Source organism: Exiguobacterium sp., from assembly GCF_020832205.1.
Lineage (GTDB): Bacteria > Bacillota > Bacilli > Exiguobacteriales > Exiguobacteriaceae > Exiguobacterium.
This window is the reverse complement of sequence record NZ_JAFIFD010000037.1, coordinates 1-18,322: the sequence shown is the minus strand read 5'-3', so window position 1 is coordinate 18,322 and position 18,322 is coordinate 1. Positions and strand designations below refer to the sequence as shown.

Below are 18,322 nucleotides of genomic sequence, written 5' to 3'. Positions count from 1 at the left end.
CTTATATTTCGGGCGGGCCGTTCAGCTCGTGATACCACTCCTTCAAAAAGATCAGCTGCGCCTCATGCGATAACCCCATAAACTCTGTGATCATTTTTTCGGAGACCAGGAGTTCTTTACTTGTCAGAACCCCTTTTAAAAAGAATGGGTCCGGGGGTAGCGGTGACGGAAGGTTCAACTCGACGGCTAGCCAATAGGCCATCGAGTCGTCAAACGTTATCCGGGACGGCTGGACTTGGCTGTCCGTCCGTGAGTGCGACCAGAACACGGCCGCCATATACGCTCGGACGACCTCTGACAGGTCATGGTCCAATCGTAAGTTGCTTCCGACATGGAGGAGGAGATGCTCCTCGTCGAGATAGCTGAACTTCTCGAGGCTAGGGGATAAGAGCACGACCGTGTCCGGGAGCGAGCGTGACAGGCCGAACTCGCTCTCAGTGATCGCATTGATGGAGTGAAGGGTCTCTTCAACGACGGGCCAATACGATGAGGGTGGGGTCCACGACTGGTCGATGACGAGTTCCGTGTCATCTATCTTATAGTTGGTAAAGAACCCCTCCAACAAGGTCACGCCCGCTTGCTCCCCTGTAAAACGTCCTTGGGCGTGCTCCGTCAGGTTCGTCATGAGCTGTTGCTCAGACGGATAAGACAGCGTGACAGGGACGCGTTCGGTCCGATTGATCACCGGTCTGAAGTTCTCAGACCCGAATCGACTGTTCGGGTGCGCTTGTTTTGTCGGGTACCAGTTCAACCAAGCAGGCAAATAGGTGACGTCTCTCGTGATTGGGAATCGATTGGTGTTATGGATCGTATAGTGGATCGTCAAGGTGGCGGGTACATCGACCATGACGTCCTCGACCTCGATGAAGTCACCGACTTGACGGAACGAGACGTTCTCTTCGTTCACGTCGATCCGCTTCACCTGAAACGGATGATAGAGCGAAAAGGCGATGGTCTCTGTGCCCGAGGTTAAAGTGTAGTCCGCCTTGACCTCGATCTCATCCTGTCGTTGTTTCTCTAGCGTCAACTGAACGTCGTCGATTTCATAGTCAAGCAATGGATCGATCTGGGAGAAATCATAGGGATATGACGGCTCGTAGTGTTGTTTCGTCTCCATGTCGAGCGAGCGGTCGAATACCAATTGGTCATGCTCCATCGCGTCAGAAGCATTGAACGCGACCAATGAGAGCAAAAGGATTGTCAGGGCTGTCATCTGGGCCCGGTGATTCCGCCTGATGGCCCAGCGGCTGATGATGAACAGGGTGATCGCGAGATGGAAGCCCAAAATCAGAACGTTTTTGATGAGCAATGCGGGACTGCTCAAATAACCAGTCAGCTCATAATAGACGACCTCCGGTTGCAAGGGACCGATAAAGAAGAAGGCGTTCGGACCGTTATACCCTTGTCGGAAGAACGTGGAAAATAGCTCGGTATTCAATGGCCCGAAAAGCACCCATATCAAAAAGAGAACGAGGATACCCACTCGTTTTTTCCCGAACAAGAGGCCGGTATTGATCCCCCAGACGGCCGCGATCAATAGCGGAAGCAAATAGAAAATCAGCGAATGTGTGAACAATTGACGGTAAATGGACCACGTCTCGATCTGGTTGGCCAAAAAGTAAGCGACGACCGGAAGTAGGCCGAGAATGAGTGCACAAACCGAAAAAAACAGATGGGTGAACAGGATGGCGCCGACCCGTTGGAATTGAATCCACATGATGTTCGGAAGTGTCACCTGACTCCGATATTGTGCCTCATCCGAGGTGAGACGATACATGAAGACGCTCACAATCAACATGACGGCCTGAATCGGAATCACAACGCCCCTCATCACGCTAGGATACACCATGTACTCAAAAGGAGCGCGCACACTGGTGAGGATTTGAGAGATGAGGACGATTGGGATGAAAAGAAGCGCAATCCAATACATCGCGTTTCGAAGCATCTGTTTGAAATAAAACAGGATTAGTTCTTTCAAAATGTTATGTTTCATGGTCGCCTCACTTAAATGTGAAATGACATCGGGTTAAAAGAATCTCCGATGCTGAATTTAGCAGACTCACTACGCTTCTCATTCTAAAGAATGATTTGAACAAGAAGTGATTAACAACGAATAATTTGGACTGTATAAGATTTATTAAATAAAACTAGATAAGATAACTACTATGTAAAAGTTGATTAGACAAATTATCAAAGATGAATGCGTTATCATCATTATTCCAAATGAAATACATAATGTAAATATAAAGGATATTTTAACATGTTAGGTTATTTAAATTTCCTTTAGTCAGATCAATTATAAAAACAAGTGAAATATTTCAAGAAGAATAAAAAGCCTTTGCGAGGCCTCGTGTAGAATGAAGTTACCGCACTGAGGAAATTTTAGGAGATACCTCAACTGATGCGTCACCTTTTCGAACATCTTGCGGTGGTCGAGAAGCTGAAGCTGGAACGTCAGACGTTTCGGACCGATGTCCTAGTTGAAAGCAAACACGTGCATCATCCCGTCATACAGGACAAATCTTCAAATCTCATTGGAAATCACTTCTCCAGGATGTTTATACTGAAACACACCGTACCCCTCACCTTGCGTGAAATCGTCTCCGATGAACAGTGAGACGGTTTCTGTCTCGGTCGGGATGAGGAATCGAACGCCTTCCCACTCCTCATATTGGTTTATTATTGACACAAGCTGATGCAAGGCGTGTTCTGAAAGTTGTGAGACGTCACAGCTCACCTTATACGTCTTCGACCACACCCATTTCCCGATGCATTCTATCGAATGGTCGCATCCCGCCCCTTTCGCCCAGATTTCAAAACCGGACAAAAATTCATTCTTTGATGAAACGATGTGAAATGATTGAGCGCCAAGCGTAACCAATAAATAAACAATGAATGATGTAGGTTCTTTCAACTTCGGTAAATAAAACTCTCTCCATTGGCTGTCCCGCAAATGGTCCCACGAAAAATCATAGAGTGACCCCATTTTTGCAGAGAATGAATCTGGATCATGAAACGTTTGACTGTGTGCTAATAAAAAATCGAGGAAGGAAACATCGTGTCCGGCTAGCTCGATGGACACAACTTGTTCTGTATATAATTTACGATGATACGAATTATACAAAAAGACTAGTTTTTCATTCGAATAAATGCCAATCGGTAACGTCAAATCGATCCATCGAAGCTGAAGTAATTCTTGCTTCGTCACATGTAAGTTCAGCTCTGAAAAGTCTGTCACGCGGTAAGACGCATGCGGCAGACAATCAGACCAAATCATTTTGAGTTGAAAAAAATCAATCGTCTGGAACGTCTGCGCGTGTAGCTCCTGAACATTCACCTCATCAAAGTTCACCGTACATCCCCCTTTCGCTAAATGAATTATAAATAGATGACGAAAAATATCTTATACTGATAAAAACTGCTGAAACGGAGTGAAGAATCATGGCCAACCTCTCAAACGAAGAAACAATCGACTTGTTAAACACGCTCAAATCGCGCTTTCAAACCCACATGGAGCGGCATCCCGACGTCGTCTGGTCAGACGTGTTGACGAAGCTTGAGACGAATCCGGACCAGATCCTTATACTCTCTGAAATGGAACGGACCGGCGGTGAACCTGATGTGATTCGACTTCCGAACGGTGACCTCGCCTTTTGCGACTGCTCACCGGAAAGTCCGAGCGGGCGCCGGAGCCTTTGCTACGATGAGCAGGCGTTAGCCGCGCGGAAGAAGAACAAGCCGGATGGGAGTGCCGTCGTGTTGGCTGAACAGATGGGACTCGAGCTACTCGACGAAGCGACGTATCGCCATTTGCAGACGCTCGGTACGTTCGATTTGAAAACGTCGAGTTGGATTGTAACGCCAGAGACGATTCGTCAAAAAGGCGGCGCCTTGTTCTGCGACCGCCGCTATGACCATATCTTCGTCTATCACAACGGGGCCGATTCGTATTACGCGGCCCGTGGATTCCGCGGGATGTTCAAGATTTGAGCAAGGCTTAGCGCCTTGCTTTTTTACGTGAAGAGCCACTGGAAGACGACCGGAATGTATTTGATAAAGAAGAGGCTTATGAAAAAGAGCGAGGGTCCTTTTAGCAACCACATATACCAGGCATTGTCTTTACGCATCCAAAACAGAAAGATAGCATGAAGCAGCGCATTCTGTGCGACGTTTGAACCATGCATCATTTGACTGAAGTAAGCTCCCCATCCAGGGAATGAATCGATCCCAAACGATGCCGTGAAATCCGGCGATGTATCATATTTGATGCGTACGTACCATGCCATCCCATACACTGATACGAACAGTGAGGCCCAAATCGTCATTCCTAAAAATAAGAAAAATTCTTTCCACGACTCCACGTCGATGATACAGATGACGATTAAAATGCCAATCCCAATCACAACGTTAATAATAAACAGCGGGGAAATCGTCAGAATCGAGAATTCTTCCGCTGTCATGAATGATCCGACTACTACATTTGAAAGTTGGCCCATCATCGCACCCTCATCGCTCGTACGTGTGGGAGCAATGCGTCATATAATCCCACGTACAGGATAATGCCTAGCCCGATGCCGACGAGTAGCAAGATTGCGCCTAGATGTTTCGTCGTCATGAATACAAGTACAACATGAATCACAATCGTAGCGATGATGCTATCCACGTTCCCCGAATGATCCGCGATTGCTTTCCCCGGTTTAATCAGTAGATAAATGCCCAATGTCGAAAAAAGTATACTCATGCATGCAAGTAAAATAAAATCAGTCATTATGATATTTCTCCAATTTTAATAATTTAATCCGGTATTTGAAATAAAAAACCAGCTATAAATCACTCAATCACGAAATCGAGTCCCCATGGATGATTTACTGGAATCGCTTCAATCAGGTTCATCTGCTCGTCCACAATCAAAAGTCTCCCTGTCTCGACCTCGTCGTCCTGTCCCGACTCAAAATCACGTTCCACGATATACGACCGCTTCAACAGCGGGTTGTAATACAGGTAGCGATAAAGGTTATTGTTGTTCCAGTAAGGACGCTCTACCTCCTCGACCGTGAACGCATTACCGAACGTCCACTTCACGACGATCAGTTCCTCGTTTTCTGTGAACGGATCATATTTTGAGACGATTTGATACCCTGAGTCTTCACTCGTCATCCGAATCGGATCCGCATTGTAGTAGGCGTTCACCAGGAGCGGGATCGCTTTCGTCGTCATCTCCCCGTCGTCATCGATCCGATACATGTGCCCGAGACTGTCGGCAAAATAGGCGTTCGTGCCATCCGAGTAGAGCGTGGTGTATTCATACGGCTCCTCCTCCCCTTGAAAGACGGTCGCTTTACCGGTCACCTTGTCCAGAAAGACCATCCCACCCGGGTCCCGCTCGTCAGACACCGCGAGCGAGGTCACATAGGCGATGTGACGGTCCGTTTCTAAAATCTTTTGCGAGTTCGGATCGAGTTCGGGGGCTGTCTCATACTTCGCCTGCCGCTCGTAATTTGAAATCGTGGCCGGAAAACCTTTGCCTTCGATGTAGGTTTGTTTCCCCGTCTTATGCGACGTGAGCGTCTTGAACCAAGTGTCGGTTCCTTGATGGCTCACCGACTCGATCATCACATCATAGTCGAAGTAAGTGACCACTTCTTTCGTGAATCGTTTGGCATGCATGTCGAACGTGTAAAAATGATTTGCGTATTGAGCCTGATCCAATGTCGCATAGAGGAGGTTGGGTTTCTCCATTTTTTGGTCTAAGGCGATCGATCCGAAGTCCGGGTCTCGGATGACCTGTTCATCCAAAACCTTACCGTCCCGCCCTATTTCTACAAAATACGTATTGTTTGCCTCTGTTCCCGCTTTGACGTAACGGTCTGGATAAAGTAAGAACAGACTGCCTTTATGAGGCGAGAAGGTCATATTCGTCACGTCCGTCGATCGGATCGGGAGCGACTCGGCGTCTGCGTTTTGATCAAAATAATCGAAAGCAATCCAACAGAGGGCACATAATCCTAAAATACAAAGTAATAACTTCCATTTTCGATTCATCGTTGTCTACCTTTTCATTTACTGTCCACTTATAGAAAACAGCATATTTCTATACATCTTTTAAAATTTTAGTGGATAAACTAAAATAAGTCTACCATTTTTTTCAAAATTAAAACACGTACCTCTATACGGTACGCGTCACGCCATTTATTTATCTGAATCCGTCATGGTCACCATGTCTATCCCTTTGATTCCTAAATCAATTTTTTGAGTCGCATCCTTGATTGTATATGGCAGATGGAACGTCAGTGTCGTTTTCCCATTCATCACTTCCATCTGATAATTTGTCTCGATTCGATAAATCATCCCATTCCCATCCTTCAAATAGACGTTATCGAAAAAGAAATTTTCATCATATCTCTCCCCGTCCACACGCATAACGACATGCGTGGACGTCATATCCGTGACCGCATGGACGACCTCGATTTTTCCTACTTTACCAGACACCTCATAACGCATGATTTCATTTGGTAAAGTTGTATGGAGCGGCAGCATCCAATTCCCGTTCACGGTTTGACTCCGATCGCCTTGCATCCACTGTAACGTCTCGATGTGAATCTTCGCCCCGTCAAGAGATGGGATGTCACGATCTTTTGATTCAGCCAATATTTCGTGGATTGTTACGCCTTTTTTTTGATCGATGTATGTGTCAAAGCGATGACCAATCAATCCACCATCTCCATTCAAAGGTTTCGTATCAGAGATAAACTCATCCAGGTACGTTCCATCTTTTGCTTGAATCCGGTATTCGAGATTGAACTCTGTAACGTCCCCAAGTTGAATGTCGTCACCAGCAATCGCGAAACGAAGCGCCAGTTTATGCTGTCCTGCGATTATCTGTTCTAGTGTGATGGTGACATGCTGATCGGTCGCAGACTCTGTCCGTCCGTTCTTTTCTGACGTCATAGCGACTTGATTAATGCCACGGTCTTGGAACGAAAACAGACGGTTGAAAGTGGCGAGTACTGTCCCATCGAGAGAGAGCATGGTGAAGAGCGTCAACGCCGCGGCCATTGTGAGTAGCATATAAATTGGCTTCTTTCGTTTTTTACGACTTGCCCTTGCTTCATTTCTTACGTGCGCATAACTGGAATCAAACGCTTGGCGTGCAAGATTCGACACATCCGGTTCGTTGTTCAATTGGCTCAATCGTTTATCTAGCTCTTCTTTCATCCTGATTCACGCTCCTCTCGGTAATAAGATTCTTTCAACTGTTGTCTCGCCCGTGAAAGTCTTGCTTTAATGGTTCCTTCCGGTATCTCGAGCACGTCTGCAATCTCTCGTGTTGTCAACTCCATCACATAACGTAACGTGACGACCTCACGATATGTTGTCGAGAGTGCGAGGATGGCTTCTTCAAGTTCGACAGTGTATGTATCGTTCGTCCCGACGTCCTGCTTTGGTGCGTTCCCAGTTCCTTCTCGTTCCCGCCTTCTGATGAGTCGGTGACATTCATTCAACATGATTTTATATAACCATGTATGGATGAACGTCGCATCGCGTAGCGTATGAAGTTTCGTATAAGCAATCAGCACCGTCTCTTGCATCACATCCGCAACGTCGGCTTCATGTCGTAACATTCGACTCGCACCGGCATAAAGCACCGATTCATATTGACGCATCAGGGCGATGAACGCTTCCTCATCCCCGTTTTGCGCCCGCTTGACGAGACGTCTTCGTTGTTCCATCCGGTCGACCTCCTTTTGTTTGTCATAGATTAGAGTCAACAGCCGCCTCTTTCGTTGCATGAAAAAACTGCAGACGATTCGTCTGCAGTTTCAAGCTTATGCGTGGAGCGTGACGTTCAATTCTTCGGCGACCGCCTTGAAGGCCGCGAGCGCGCGTTCGAGGTCATCACGCGTATGTTCTGCCGTCACGATCGTCCGGATCCGTGCCTTGCCTTTCTCGACCGTCGGGAAGGCGATGCTTTGCGCGAACACGCCGTGGTCTTTCAGCTTGTCCGAGAACGTGTGCGCGAGCGTCTCTTCGCCGAGCATGACGGGCGTGATCGGTGTCGTCGCGTGCCCGATGTCGAAGCCGAGGTCACGGAGACCCGTCTTGAAGAACTCCGTGTTCGCCCACAGCTTGTCGAACAGCTCTTCTTCTTCTTTCATGACACGGATCGCTTCACGGTTCGCCGCGACGACCGCTGGCGGATGCGACGTCGAGAACAAGAACGGACGTCCTTTTTGGATCAAGAAGTCACGGACGTCGTTCGAGCAGGCGACATAGCCGCCGAGGACACCGATCGCTTTCGAGAGCGTCCCGACTTGGAGCGCCACCCGTCCGTCGAGCCCGAAGTGGTTGACCGTTCCGCGGCCGTTCTGACCGAGCACACCTGACGCGTGCGCGTCGTCGACCATGACCGCCGCGTCATACTTCTCGGCGAGCTCGACGATTTCTGGTAGCGGGGCGATGTTCCCGTCCATCGAGAAGACGCCGTCCGTGACGATGAGGCGCGTCCGGTAGTCTTGCGTCTCTTTCAACGCCGCCTCTAAATCTTCGAGGTCGACGTGTTTGTAGATGCGACGGGCCGCTTTCGTCAAACGAATCCCATCGATAATTGAGGCGTGGTTGAGCGCGTCACTGATGACGACGTCTTCTGGACCGAGAAGGGCCGACAACACGCCAAGGTTCGTCGCGAATCCCGACTGGAACACGAGCGCCGCTTCCGTATGTTTAAACTCGGCGAGTTCGCGTTCGAACGCCTCGTGCATCTCGAACGTGCCGGCGATCGTCCGGACTGAGCCGGTGCCGGCACCGAACGCTTCGACCGCTTCAATCGCCGCTCGTTTCAAGCGCGGATGGTTGGCGAGACCGAGGTAGTTGTTCGACGACAATTGTACGAGCGACTTGCCGTTGATCGTCACTTCGTTCCCTTGTGCCGACTCGAGCGGCACGAGCGAGCGGAACGTGCCCGCTTGCTTCATTTCATTGACTGCTTCTGTAATATGTTCAAATGCCATATCGATTCCCCCTGTTTATGGTAGTAAGACGACCTTTCCACATTTCCCGGCCCGCATGAGCTCGAAACCTTGCTCGAACTCCTCGAGCTTGAAGACGTGGGTGATGATCGGTTCGACGTTCAGTTGGCCGGTCGCGAGCATCGTCGACACTTGGCTCCACGTCTCGTACATTTTACGGCCCGTGATCCCTTGAACCCGGACGCCTTTGAAGACGACGTCACGCGTCAAATCGAGCGCGACCGGTTTTGCTGGAAGCGACAACACGTTCACATCGCCCCCTGCCGTCACCATCTTGAACGCTTGGTCGATTGCGACCGGATGCCCGCTCATCTCGCAGACGACGTCAACTCCGTCCATGTCCGTCTCGTTCATGATCAACTCGAGCGGATTCTGCTCCATGCTGTTGATGACGACGTCCGCCCCCATATCTTCGGCGAGCTTCAACCGATACGGATTGACGTCAATCGCATAGACGCGGCTAGCACCGGCCGCCTTGGCGACACCGACGGCCATGAGACCGATCGGACCGCAGCCGACGATGGCGACCGATTTGGCCGAGACGTCACTCGCGAGCACGGTATGGACGGCGTTACCGAGTGGTTCTTGAATCGAGGCGAGCTTCGTCGGCATCGACTCAGGGTTGACCCACAAGTTTTCTTCCGGCATGACGACGTACTCGGCGAAACAGCCTTGCGTGTCGACGCCGATGATTTTCGTGTTTTTACAGATGTGATACTGCCCTCTCAAACATTGCTTGCACTGGTGACAGACGATATGCGTCTCGGCCGAAACGGCTTGACCGACCTTGATGCGCTTTATTCCTTCCCCTAGCGCCACGACCTCCCCCGAGAATTCGTGACCGAACACGTAAGGCGGCTTGACCCGGCTCTTCGCCCAGTCGTCCCATTCGTAAATGTGGACATCAGTCCCACAAATCGATGTCGCCGTCACTTTGATCAATACTTCACCCGGTCCTGGTGTCGGGATTGGTACCTCGACCAATTGTGCCCCGAACCCGGCCGTATGCTTTTGAATCGCTTTCATAACAGGTGTCGTTGCTTCCTTCTCTGTCGTTGACACGAGCTGTTCCATCGAAAACGTCCCCCTCTTGTCTCTTAATCGAACTTCACGTTCTCTTTCATCTTGTCATAAAATGACGAAACTGAGAAGACAGAACGTCGGATTTCAAACAAAAAAAGAGAAGCCATCCGCGCCGATGGCTTCTCTTTACAAGAATAGGACCTATGTCCCGACTGCAAGCTCATCTCGGTTCGATGATGAGCTTGATCGCAGTTCGTTCTTCTCCGTCGATTAAAATATCTGTGAACGCCGGGATGCAGATCAAGTCGAGTCCGCTCGGTGCAACGAAACCGCGCGCGATGGCGACCGCCTTAATCGACTGGTTGAGCGCACCGGCGCCGATTGCCTGAATCTCACACGTGCCTTTTTCACGAAGTACGCCAGCGAGAGCACCCGCAACGGAGTTGGGATTCGATTTTGCCGAAACTTTGAGTACGTCCATTCTTGTTTCCCCCTCGGGTAGGTTGTTCAATCAAACCAAACGGTCTGATCATCTAGGTGTATGCGTTCAATTTTTGTGGCTCGTTTCGATTGGTCATCGATTGTGATTAAAACTCCATTAAGTTGTTCCCGTCCCTCGGCAACTTCAAACCGGACCGGCAGCTGAGTCAGGAATTTTTTCAAGACGACGTCCGCGTCCATGCCGAGCACGCCGTCAAGCGGCCCCGTCATCCCGACATCGGTAATATACGCTGTCCCGTTCGCGAGCACACGCTCATCAGCCGTCTGGACGTGGGTATGTGTACCGACGACTGCTTGCGCGCGGCCATCTAAGTGGTAACCCATCGCGATTTTCTCGCTCGTCGCCTCAGCATGCATGTCGACGAAAATAGCATCGACGTCATCTTTAATCTCGTCTATCAGTTCGTCGGCTTTCCGGAACGGACAGCTGAGCGACGGAAGGAAAACCGTGCCCATCACGTTAATGACGGCGAGTTTTTTACCGCGTTGCTTCAATACCATCATCCCGACGCCAGGTGTCCCGTCCGGATAGTTGGCCGGACGGACGATGCGGTCGGCGTCATCGATCCAGTCGAAGATGTCGCGGTTGTCCCACGTATGGTTGCCCATCGTCACACCGTGAAAACCGAGCTCGAGGAACTGTTGGTAAATCTTTTTCGTGATCCCTCGCCCGTTCGCCGCGTTCTCGCCATTGACGAGTAGGAACGTCGGATTATATTTGTCTTTCAAGCGACCGATTTGGGCGGCCAAAATTTCACGACCCGGCTGTCCGACGACGTCACCGATGAATAAAACTTTCATTTGAGTTTCCTCCTTGTAAATAGAAAAAGCGGAGAATGTCTCCGCTTTTTACTTCGCATAATCGACGGCACGCGTTTCACGAATGACCGTCACTTTAATTTGACCTGGGTAATCGAGCTCATCTTCAATCCGTTTACAGATGTCACGCGCCATCTTGCTCGCTACGACGTCGTCGACGACGTCCGGGCGAACGATGATGCGGACTTCGCGTCCTGCTTGGATTGCATACGATTTCTCGACACCGTCGAACGATTCGCAAATCGATTCGAGGCGCTCTAGGCGACGAATGTAGCTTTCGAGCGTCTCTTGACGGGCGCCAGGGCGCGCCGCTGACAAGGCGTCAGCCGCTGCGACGAGCACCGCGATCGTCGATGTCGCTTCGACGTCCCCGTGGTGGGAAGCGATCGAGTTGATGACGACCGGATGTTCTTTGTATTTCGTGGCAAGTTCGACGCCGATTTCGACGTGACTGCCTTCCACTTCGTGGTCGATCGCTTTCCCGATATCGTGTAGAAGACCGGCCCGTTTCGCGAGCGTCACGTCTTCCCCGAGCTCGGCGGCCATCATGCCGGCGAGGTGAGCGACTTCGACCGAATGGGCGAGCACGTTCTGCCCGTAACTCGTCCGGTAACGCATGCGACCGAGCGTCTTGACGAGGTCTGGATGAACCCCGTGGATGCCGGCTTCAAACGTCGCTTCTTCCCCGTATTCACGGATGCGTTCGTCGACTTCACGGCGTGACTTCTCGACCATCTCTTCGATGCGGGCCGGATGAATCCGTCCGTCTTGAACGAGTTTTTCAAGCGTCATCTTGGCGATTTCACGACGGACCGGGTCAAACCCTGACAGGATGACCGCTTCCGGCGTGTCATCGATAATGAGGTCGATGCCCGTGAGCGTCTCGAGCGTCCGGATGTTACGTCCTTCACGCCCGATGATGCGTCCTTTCATCTCGTCGCTCGGTAAGTTGACGACCGATACCGTCGTCTCAGCGACGTGTTCGGCGGCGTAACGTTGCATCGTGAGCGACAATAAGTGTTTCGCTTTTTTATCAGCTTCTAATTTTGCTTTTTGCTCGATTTCTTTTTGAAGGAGAGCAGCATCGTGAAGCGCTTCCTGCTTCGCTTCGTCCATGATGATGGTCCGTGCTTCTTCTTTTGACAAGGCCGCGACGCGTACTAGTTCTTGGCGCGCTTCCTCGTACAGTTCCTCCACTTTGCTCTCGAGCGTCTCAGCTTCACGCTTCCGTTTCGCTAGTGTCGCTTCTCGTTCGTCGAGTGAGTCCTCTTTCCGTTCGAGCATGTCTGCTTTCCGGTCGAGCAGTTCTTCTTTTTGAACGAGGCGATTCTCTTTCACCTTTTGCTCTTCGCGACGTTCGCGCAGTTCTTGTTCCGTCTCATTGCGAAGTTGAATCATCTCTTCTTTTACTTCAAGCCGTGCTTCTTTTTGCATCGCTTCCGATTGTTGTCTCGCTTGCTCCACAATCTTGGTCGCTTCCGTCTCAGCACCTTGAATCTTCGCTTCGGCGATCGATTTACGCACAAAAAAACCTGCAACAAAAGCTATCGGCAAAAGGAGGATCAGAATAAGCTCTAATAGCCATTCCATCATGTTCACCTCCCTTTCGCAAGGTTATTTTATTTTTTCATGAATGAATACGCGAGCGAGCCCGCGTATAGCTTTATTGTACTTATTTACATAGGAGAATGCAATGCACGGACAGGATAGAACTACCAATTCATAAAAAAATTATACTAAAAAAATCTCACTCGGAAAAACCGAGTGAGCAAACGTACTTATTCGTCATCGAGCAATGACAACACATCGTCGTCTTCTGCAGCGACGGTGACTGTCTTCTCGCCGTTCAAACCGTAGTGGTCGCGAATCTGTTCTTCGACAGCCGCGGCGACTTGCGGATTCTCTTTCATGAACTGTTTCGCGTTCTCGCGACCTTGCCCGAGGCGCTCCTCGTTATACGAGTACCAGGCACCGCTCTTTTGAACGATGTCAAGGTCAGCCCCGATGTCGATGAGTTCCCCTTCGCGAGAGATCCCTTCACCGTACATGATATCGACTTCCGCCGTCTTGAACGGTGGCGCGATCTTGTTTTTGACGACTTTGATCTTCGTCCGGTTCCCGACCATATCTTGTCCTTGCTTGAGTGTTTCGGCACGACGGACTTCAAGACGGACCGACGAATAGAACTTGAGGGCACGTCCACCTGGAGTCGTTTCCGGGTTTCCGAACATGATCCCGATCTTCTCACGGATCTGGTTGATGAAGATGACGATCGTCTTCGACTTGTTCGTCGCTCCTGACAATTTACGGAGCGCTTGGCTCATGAGGCGGGCTTGAAGACCGACGTGTGAGTCGCCCATTTCCCCTTCAATCTCGGCTTTCGGAACGAGTGCCGCAACCGAGTCGACGACGAGGATGTCAACCGCGCCAGAACGAACGAGCGCTTCCGCGATTTCGAGCGCCTGCTCACCCGTGTCCGGTTGAGACAAGAGGAGCTCGTCGATGTTGACGCCAAGGTTCTTCGCGTATTTCGGGTCGAGCGCGTGCTCGGCGTCGACGAACGCTGCCTGACCACCGCGTTTTTGCACTTCGGCGATGGCATGAAGTGCCACCGTCGTCTTACCTGAAGATTCTGGTCCGTATACTTCGATGACACGTCCGCGCGGGTAGCCACCGGCGCCGAGGGCGATGTCAAGGGCGATCGACCCTGACGGAGTAACGGATACTTGCTGATCTGTATTTTCACCAAGGCGCATGATTGAGCCTTTACCGAATTGTTTCTCGATCTGGCGCAATGCCATGTCTAACGCTTGTTTACGATCACTCATAGATAAATGAGCCTCCTTTGATTGATACTATCATTATAAGCGAACGGGAGACGATACACAAGTTTTTTGCGAACGTTTATTCGCCTTTTTTCACTCGTTGCAGAAGTGCCCACATTCCGTCTTTTGCGGCCCGGTCCTGAATGACGTGCCGGTCTTGATGCGGGTAAACACGTTCGATCACTTCGATCCCGTTCTTCGATTTCACACCGATGAATACCGTCCCGACCGCTTGTCCTGAACTCGAGACAGGGCCTGCCTCACCGGTGAAGGCCAGTCCGTAGTCGGTGTCCGTCAGACGGATGAGGCCTTGGATCATTTCAGAAGCCACTTCTTTTGAGACAACCGTGTGTGACTCAATTGTAGCAAGAGACACCCCTAAACACCTATTTTTTAGCTCGTCGGAGTACGTGACGACGCCACCACGAAACACGTTCGAGGCGCCCGGGACGGCCGTGAGCATCGCTTGGACGCGTCCGCCCGTCAGCGACTCGGCGACGGATAGTGTGGCCTGACGGCGGTCAAGTTCACGAAGCAACGCGGTCGCCACCGTATCCTCGTCTGACCCGAAATAGTAAGTCCCGACACGGTTTAACAGCTCTCGTTTGACCTCGTCGATCATACGTCTCGCCTCGGTTTCCGTCTCGGCGCGCGCACTGACCCTAAGCCTTGCCTCCCCGGCCTCAGCGTACGGTGCGACGGTCGGATTGGAACCGTTCGTCAAATCTGAAACGGCCGCATCGAGCGCTGACTCCCCAATCTCATAAAAGCGTAGCGACTCGGAGACGAGCGTTGCCCCTGAGAATTTGATTGGGAAAGTCGCGGCGACGATCGCCTCCATCTCGCGCGGCACACCCGGAAGAAGGAGCCACGTCGTCCCTTCCTCCTCGAGCCACATGCCCGGGGCGAGGCCGACCGGGTTCAAGAGCACTTCCGCCCCTTCGACGACGTCCGCTTGACGCTCGTCGCCTTCATTCATCGCTCTCCCTCTTGAAGCGACGAACCGTTCGATCGTATGTAACGAGTCGCGGTCACGGACGAGCGGACGGCCGAGAAGTTCGGCGAGCACCGTCTTCGTGATGTCATCGTTCGTCGGACCGAGTCCTCCGGTGACGATGACGAGGTCGCTCCGACGCCTCGCCGTAGCGAACGTCTCCTCGAGCCGCGACGGATTATCTCCGACGACTATATGATACATGACCGGCAGCCCGTATTTCGACAGTTGAAGTGACAAGTAACGGGCGTTCGTGTTCGTGATTTCCCCTAGCAGAAGTTCAGAACCTACCGCAATGATTTCGGTCCGTTGCACTTGATTTCCTCCTCACGATTCAAAAAAAGACGAGTTGCGTCACAACTCGTCTCATCGACTCACATCGATTTTACAATGATCTTATAGTTTTGCGCGAAATATTCGGCGCCCGAATAGATGGTCAAGACGAGTGCGAGCCACATCGCCCACTCTCCGAACGGAATCCCGACGTAACTGAAAATCGGATTGCCGAACAGCAAGAAGATGATGGCAAACAATTGCACCCACGTCTTCGCCTTGCCGGATTTCCCGGCCGCGACGACGATTCCTTCATCGGCAGCGACGAGTCGGAGCCCGGTTACGGCGAACTCACGTGACAAGATGACGACGACGACCCAAGCCGCGACAAGGTTCATCTCAACGAGCAAGACGAGCGCTGCCGTGACGAGCAGCTTATCCGCGAGCGGATCCATGAACTTCCCAAAGTTCGTCACCAAGTTGTGCTTTCTGGCCAAATGACCGTCGAGCCAATCTGTGATCGCGGCAATCGTGAAGACGACCGCGGCTAAAAATTGATGGAGCGGGACTTCCGCTCCGAGGAAAGCGATGTCTCCCCACTCAAAGTCTACAGCGAGCAAGACGACGAACACGGGAATGAGAATGACCCGGAGCATCGTCAAGCGGTTAGGTAGGTTCATCGAGAACTCCTCCTCTTGAGGAGAGTCGCCTTATTCAGCGTCGACTCTCTTTACAAAAATATTTTGTGTGACCGGTGAATCGGCAAGTTCGAGCTCACGCCCGTTGACGACGATTTTCTCGACGCCGCCGATCAAACCGATGCGAATGCGGAGCGTATCAGTCTCTGCATCTTCGATGACGATCGGGTTTTGTTTCGACTGGTTCGGATACTCCGGCGCGAGGAACGGTCCTTCGAGCGATGTATCCCGGACACCGACGTACGTCGCCGGGGAATCCTTCACATGAATCTCGGTCGTGAGCTTGTCGGCCGTCGCGATCTCATACGTGAGATCGGCACCGTTTGTTTCCGTGACCGCGATCGGTCCGGTCTCTTCTTGCGGCTCTTCCTCGACCGGTTCTTCTTCAACCGGTTCTTCTTCGACCGGCTCTTCCTCCGGTACATCCTCGTTTTGATTGATCGTCACACCAGAACTTGGCGGTTCGGCAGGCGATGCGTCTTGTTCCCCGAAGTTCAAGTTCTTCACGACATACCAGACGGCCGTCATGAGCAAGAAGGCGACGAGGACGAGCATGACTTTCGGTACCCACCGCGACACACGGCTCGACGTCTCAGATGCTTTCGAGTACGTCTGTTTCCGTGACAGTTGCACGGTCGGTTGCGGCTCAATCTTCGGCAAATCTTTCGCATACGTCTCATACAACTCGTCGACGTCTAGACCGAGCGACTCGGCGTACGTCTTGATGAACGCCCGTGCGTAGAACGAACCAGGGAGATTTTTATAATCACCTTCCTCGATCGCGATGATATAGCGCTTTTGAATCTTCGTCGTTTGCTGGATTTGGTCGAGCGTCAGACCGCTCGCCTCACGCCTTTGTTTCAAAAAAGTCCCTAGTTCTGTCACAGGGGTCCACACCTTCCATTCAAATAATTATTCAAACCATTCTGCTTCACGATGCGTCTCTTGCGGGATGATGATCACTTCATCTTGATTGTTGCGCAGCTCGATAATATAGTCAAAGTCCTCAAACACGCAATCGGTGTTCCGGACGTAAAGGTCAGGATGTTCAATCACTTTGACGGCCGGCAGACGCATAACTTCTCGAATCAGTTGGCGGTGCCGCTCATCCATCGTCCGTGTCGAGACGGCCCCGTCGATTATGTAGACGTGATCGCCTTCTCGTTCTTCTTCGAATAAAGACGTGCGTACCGTCTGCTTCATGAGCGTCGACGATAAGAACAACCATCGTTTATTCGCACATACGCTCGCGGCCACGATCGATTCGGTCTTGCCGACACGGGGATTGCCACGGACGCCGATCAACAAGTGCCGTTCTTCTTTCATCAGTTCAGCGACGAAGTCGACGAGCACACCTAAATCCTCACGTACGAACCGAAACGTCTTTTTATCGTCGTTATCGTGTTCGATATAACGCCCGTGCCGAATCGCGATGCGGTCTCGAAGTTTCGGTCGCCGTAGCTTGATGACGGCGATCGCCTCCATTTTACGAAGAATGTGTTCGAGCCGATGGACGTGGTCGGCGGCTGGAGCTTTCAAGAGCATCCCGCGGCGTTGCAAGTCGACACCGTTGATCGTCACGATCGAAATTTGGAGCATCCCCATCAGCGAAGCGATATCACCGAGGATACCGGGCCGATTTTGGCAAAGTTCATACTCGAGATACCATTCTTCGAACTTATGATCCATCCCATCCACCCTTTCCGATGCACGTTCGCTACCTTGTCCATTCTAAATTATTTTAGAAGAATTGAAAAGAACTCGTTTTCTGTTTCACGAAGTCGTCACTGCCAACCGCCGTCGATGCGAAGGATGGCACCGGTCATATAAGAGGCCTCCGATGAACAAAGAAACCGGATCGTCCTCGCCACTTCATCGACGTGGCCGAGCCGACCGAGCGGGATCTCTTGAACGGCCTCTTCTTTCGTCTCTTCTACCGTATCATTCATCGGCGTATCTATCCAGCCCGGGGTGACGGCATTGATGCGCACCCGGAACGGACCGGCTTCACGGGCGAACGACTTGACGAAACCGAGCTGTGCCGCCTTCACGGTCGAGTAAAAGACTTCCCCAGCCGCCCCGACCTCGCCCCAGACACTCGAGACGACGACGATGTCGAGCGGTCGATCATACGGTTTCGCTTCGACAGCTCGTTGAACGAGG

At 51.3% G+C, this 18,322-nt stretch carries 18 protein-coding genes; 1 reads left to right on the top strand and 17 read right to left on the bottom strand.

Going from position 1 to position 18,322, the window contains the following annotated elements:
• Position 1: 1 nt before the first annotated feature.
• A complete protein-coding gene (locus JJU47_RS08820) occupies positions 2-1,819 on the bottom strand; it encodes a hypothetical protein (protein ID WP_228618355.1) in 1,818 nt (605 codons plus the stop codon).
• A gap of 705 nt (positions 1,820-2,524) precedes the next feature.
• Positions 2,525-3,352 (bottom strand): hypothetical protein, encoded by an 828-nt coding sequence (locus JJU47_RS08815; RefSeq protein ID WP_228618353.1) that lies wholly within the window; start codon positions 3,350-3,352, stop codon positions 2,525-2,527.
• A gap of 89 nt (positions 3,353-3,441) precedes the next feature.
• Between JJU47_RS08815 and JJU47_RS08810 the strand changes: the two genes are divergently transcribed.
• Complete coding sequence (locus JJU47_RS08810) at positions 3,442-3,990, top strand: DUF4256 domain-containing protein (protein WP_228618350.1); 549 nt, start codon at positions 3,442-3,444, stop codon at positions 3,988-3,990.
• 23 nt (positions 3,991-4,013) lie between these two features.
• On the opposite strand, the gene JJU47_RS08805 is transcribed toward JJU47_RS08810, so the two are convergent.
• From JJU47_RS08805 to JJU47_RS08735, 15 genes are all read right to left on the bottom strand, one after another.
• The gene (locus JJU47_RS08805; protein ID WP_228618348.1) at positions 4,014-4,496 is read right to left on the bottom strand and encodes a hypothetical protein; all 483 of its coding nucleotides are present in this window, start codon (positions 4,494-4,496) and stop codon (positions 4,014-4,016) included.
• 334 nt (positions 4,497-4,830) lie between these two features.
• Entirely contained in the window at positions 4,831-6,042 is a 1,212-nt protein-coding gene (locus tag JJU47_RS08800) for a hypothetical protein (RefSeq protein WP_228618346.1), read from the bottom strand.
• 147 nt (positions 6,043-6,189) lie between these two features.
• Positions 6,190-7,215 carry a hypothetical protein gene (locus JJU47_RS08795; protein ID WP_228618344.1) on the bottom strand — a complete coding sequence of 342 codons (1,026 nt, stop codon included), beginning with the start codon at positions 7,213-7,215 and terminating at the stop codon, positions 6,190-6,192.
• Positions 7,212-7,730, bottom strand: coding sequence for an RNA polymerase sigma factor (locus JJU47_RS08790; protein WP_228618342.1), 519 nt, complete (start codon positions 7,728-7,730; stop codon positions 7,212-7,214). The genes JJU47_RS08795 and JJU47_RS08790 overlap by 4 nt, the downstream gene beginning before the upstream one ends.
• Before the next feature lie 96 nt (positions 7,731-7,826).
• Positions 7,827-9,008, bottom strand: coding sequence for a glycine C-acetyltransferase (locus JJU47_RS08785; protein WP_228618339.1), 1,182 nt, complete (start codon positions 9,006-9,008; stop codon positions 7,827-7,829).
• 15 nt (positions 9,009-9,023) lie between these two features.
• On the bottom strand, positions 9,024-10,100 hold the full coding sequence (gene tdh, locus JJU47_RS08780; RefSeq protein WP_228618336.1) for an L-threonine 3-dehydrogenase: 1,077 nt from the start codon (positions 10,098-10,100) through the stop codon (positions 9,024-9,026).
• A 169-nt stretch (positions 10,101-10,269) separates the two neighbouring features.
• On the bottom strand, positions 10,270-10,530 hold the full coding sequence (locus tag JJU47_RS08775) for a stage V sporulation protein S (RefSeq protein ID WP_024371608.1): 261 nt from the start codon (positions 10,528-10,530) through the stop codon (positions 10,270-10,272).
• 26 nt (positions 10,531-10,556) lie between these two features.
• A complete protein-coding gene (locus tag JJU47_RS08770; RefSeq protein ID WP_228618333.1) occupies positions 10,557-11,351 on the bottom strand; it encodes a TIGR00282 family metallophosphoesterase in 795 nt (264 codons plus the stop codon).
• A gap of 48 nt (positions 11,352-11,399) precedes the next feature.
• Positions 11,400-12,962, bottom strand: a complete 1,563-nt coding sequence (rny, locus tag JJU47_RS08765) for a ribonuclease Y (RefSeq protein ID WP_228618330.1) — start codon at positions 12,960-12,962, stop codon at positions 11,400-11,402.
• A 185-nt stretch (positions 12,963-13,147) separates the two neighbouring features.
• Entirely contained in the window at positions 13,148-14,197 is a 1,050-nt protein-coding gene (gene recA / locus JJU47_RS08760; RefSeq protein WP_228618328.1) for a recombinase RecA, read from the bottom strand.
• A gap of 76 nt (positions 14,198-14,273) precedes the next feature.
• Positions 14,274-15,503 (bottom strand): competence/damage-inducible protein A, encoded by a 1,230-nt coding sequence (locus JJU47_RS08755; protein ID WP_228618325.1) that lies wholly within the window; start codon positions 15,501-15,503, stop codon positions 14,274-14,276.
• A gap of 59 nt (positions 15,504-15,562) precedes the next feature.
• On the bottom strand, positions 15,563-16,141 hold the full coding sequence (gene pgsA, locus JJU47_RS08750; protein WP_228618323.1) for a CDP-diacylglycerol--glycerol-3-phosphate 3-phosphatidyltransferase: 579 nt from the start codon (positions 16,139-16,141) through the stop codon (positions 15,563-15,565).
• A gap of 30 nt (positions 16,142-16,171) precedes the next feature.
• On the bottom strand, positions 16,172-17,023 hold the full coding sequence (locus JJU47_RS08745) for a helix-turn-helix domain-containing protein (protein WP_300997720.1): 852 nt from the start codon (positions 17,021-17,023) through the stop codon (positions 16,172-16,174).
• 48 nt (positions 17,024-17,071) lie between these two features.
• Positions 17,072-17,848 carry a YmfK family protein gene (locus tag JJU47_RS08740; RefSeq protein ID WP_024371601.1) on the bottom strand — a complete coding sequence of 259 codons (777 nt, stop codon included), beginning with the start codon at positions 17,846-17,848 and terminating at the stop codon, positions 17,072-17,074.
• A 95-nt stretch (positions 17,849-17,943) separates the two neighbouring features.
• The coding region (locus JJU47_RS08735; protein WP_228618318.1) for an SDR family oxidoreductase at positions 17,944-18,322 on the bottom strand (379 nt) is incomplete at its 5' end.

Excerpts from the sequence above, each read along its gene's own strand:
- JJU47_RS08810 (WP_228618350.1), top strand. The coding sequence starts at position 3,442 with ATGGCCAACCTCTCAAACGAAGAAACAATCGACTTGTTAAACACGCTC.
- JJU47_RS08805 (WP_228618348.1), bottom strand. The coding sequence starts at position 4,496 with ATGGGCCAACTTTCAAATGTAGTAGTCGGATCATTCATGACAGCGGAA.
- JJU47_RS08800 (WP_228618346.1), bottom strand. The coding sequence starts at position 6,042 with ATGAATCGAAAATGGAAGTTATTACTTTGTATTTTAGGATTATGTGCC.
- JJU47_RS08795 (WP_228618344.1), bottom strand. The coding sequence starts at position 7,215 with ATGAAAGAAGAGCTAGATAAACGATTGAGCCAATTGAACAACGAACCG.
- JJU47_RS08790 (WP_228618342.1), bottom strand. The coding sequence starts at position 7,730 with ATGGAACAACGAAGACGTCTCGTCAAGCGGGCGCAAAACGGGGATGAG.
- JJU47_RS08785 (WP_228618339.1), bottom strand. The coding sequence starts at position 9,008 with ATGGCATTTGAACATATTACAGAAGCAGTCAATGAAATGAAGCAAGCG.
- tdh (WP_228618336.1), bottom strand. The coding sequence starts at position 10,100 with ATGGAACAGCTCGTGTCAACGACAGAGAAGGAAGCAACGACACCTGTT.
- JJU47_RS08775 (WP_024371608.1), bottom strand. The coding sequence starts at position 10,530 with ATGGACGTACTCAAAGTTTCGGCAAAATCGAATCCCAACTCCGTTGCG.
- JJU47_RS08770 (WP_228618333.1), bottom strand. The coding sequence starts at position 11,351 with ATGAAAGTTTTATTCATCGGTGACGTCGTCGGACAGCCGGGTCGTGAA.
- rny (WP_228618330.1), bottom strand. The coding sequence starts at position 12,962 with ATGATGGAATGGCTATTAGAGCTTATTCTGATCCTCCTTTTGCCGATA.
- recA (WP_228618328.1), bottom strand. The coding sequence starts at position 14,197 with ATGAGTGATCGTAAACAAGCGTTAGACATGGCATTGCGCCAGATCGAG.
- pgsA (WP_228618323.1), bottom strand. The coding sequence starts at position 16,141 with ATGAACCTACCTAACCGCTTGACGATGCTCCGGGTCATTCTCATTCCC.
- JJU47_RS08740 (WP_024371601.1), bottom strand. The coding sequence starts at position 17,848 with ATGGATCATAAGTTCGAAGAATGGTATCTCGAGTATGAACTTTGCCAA.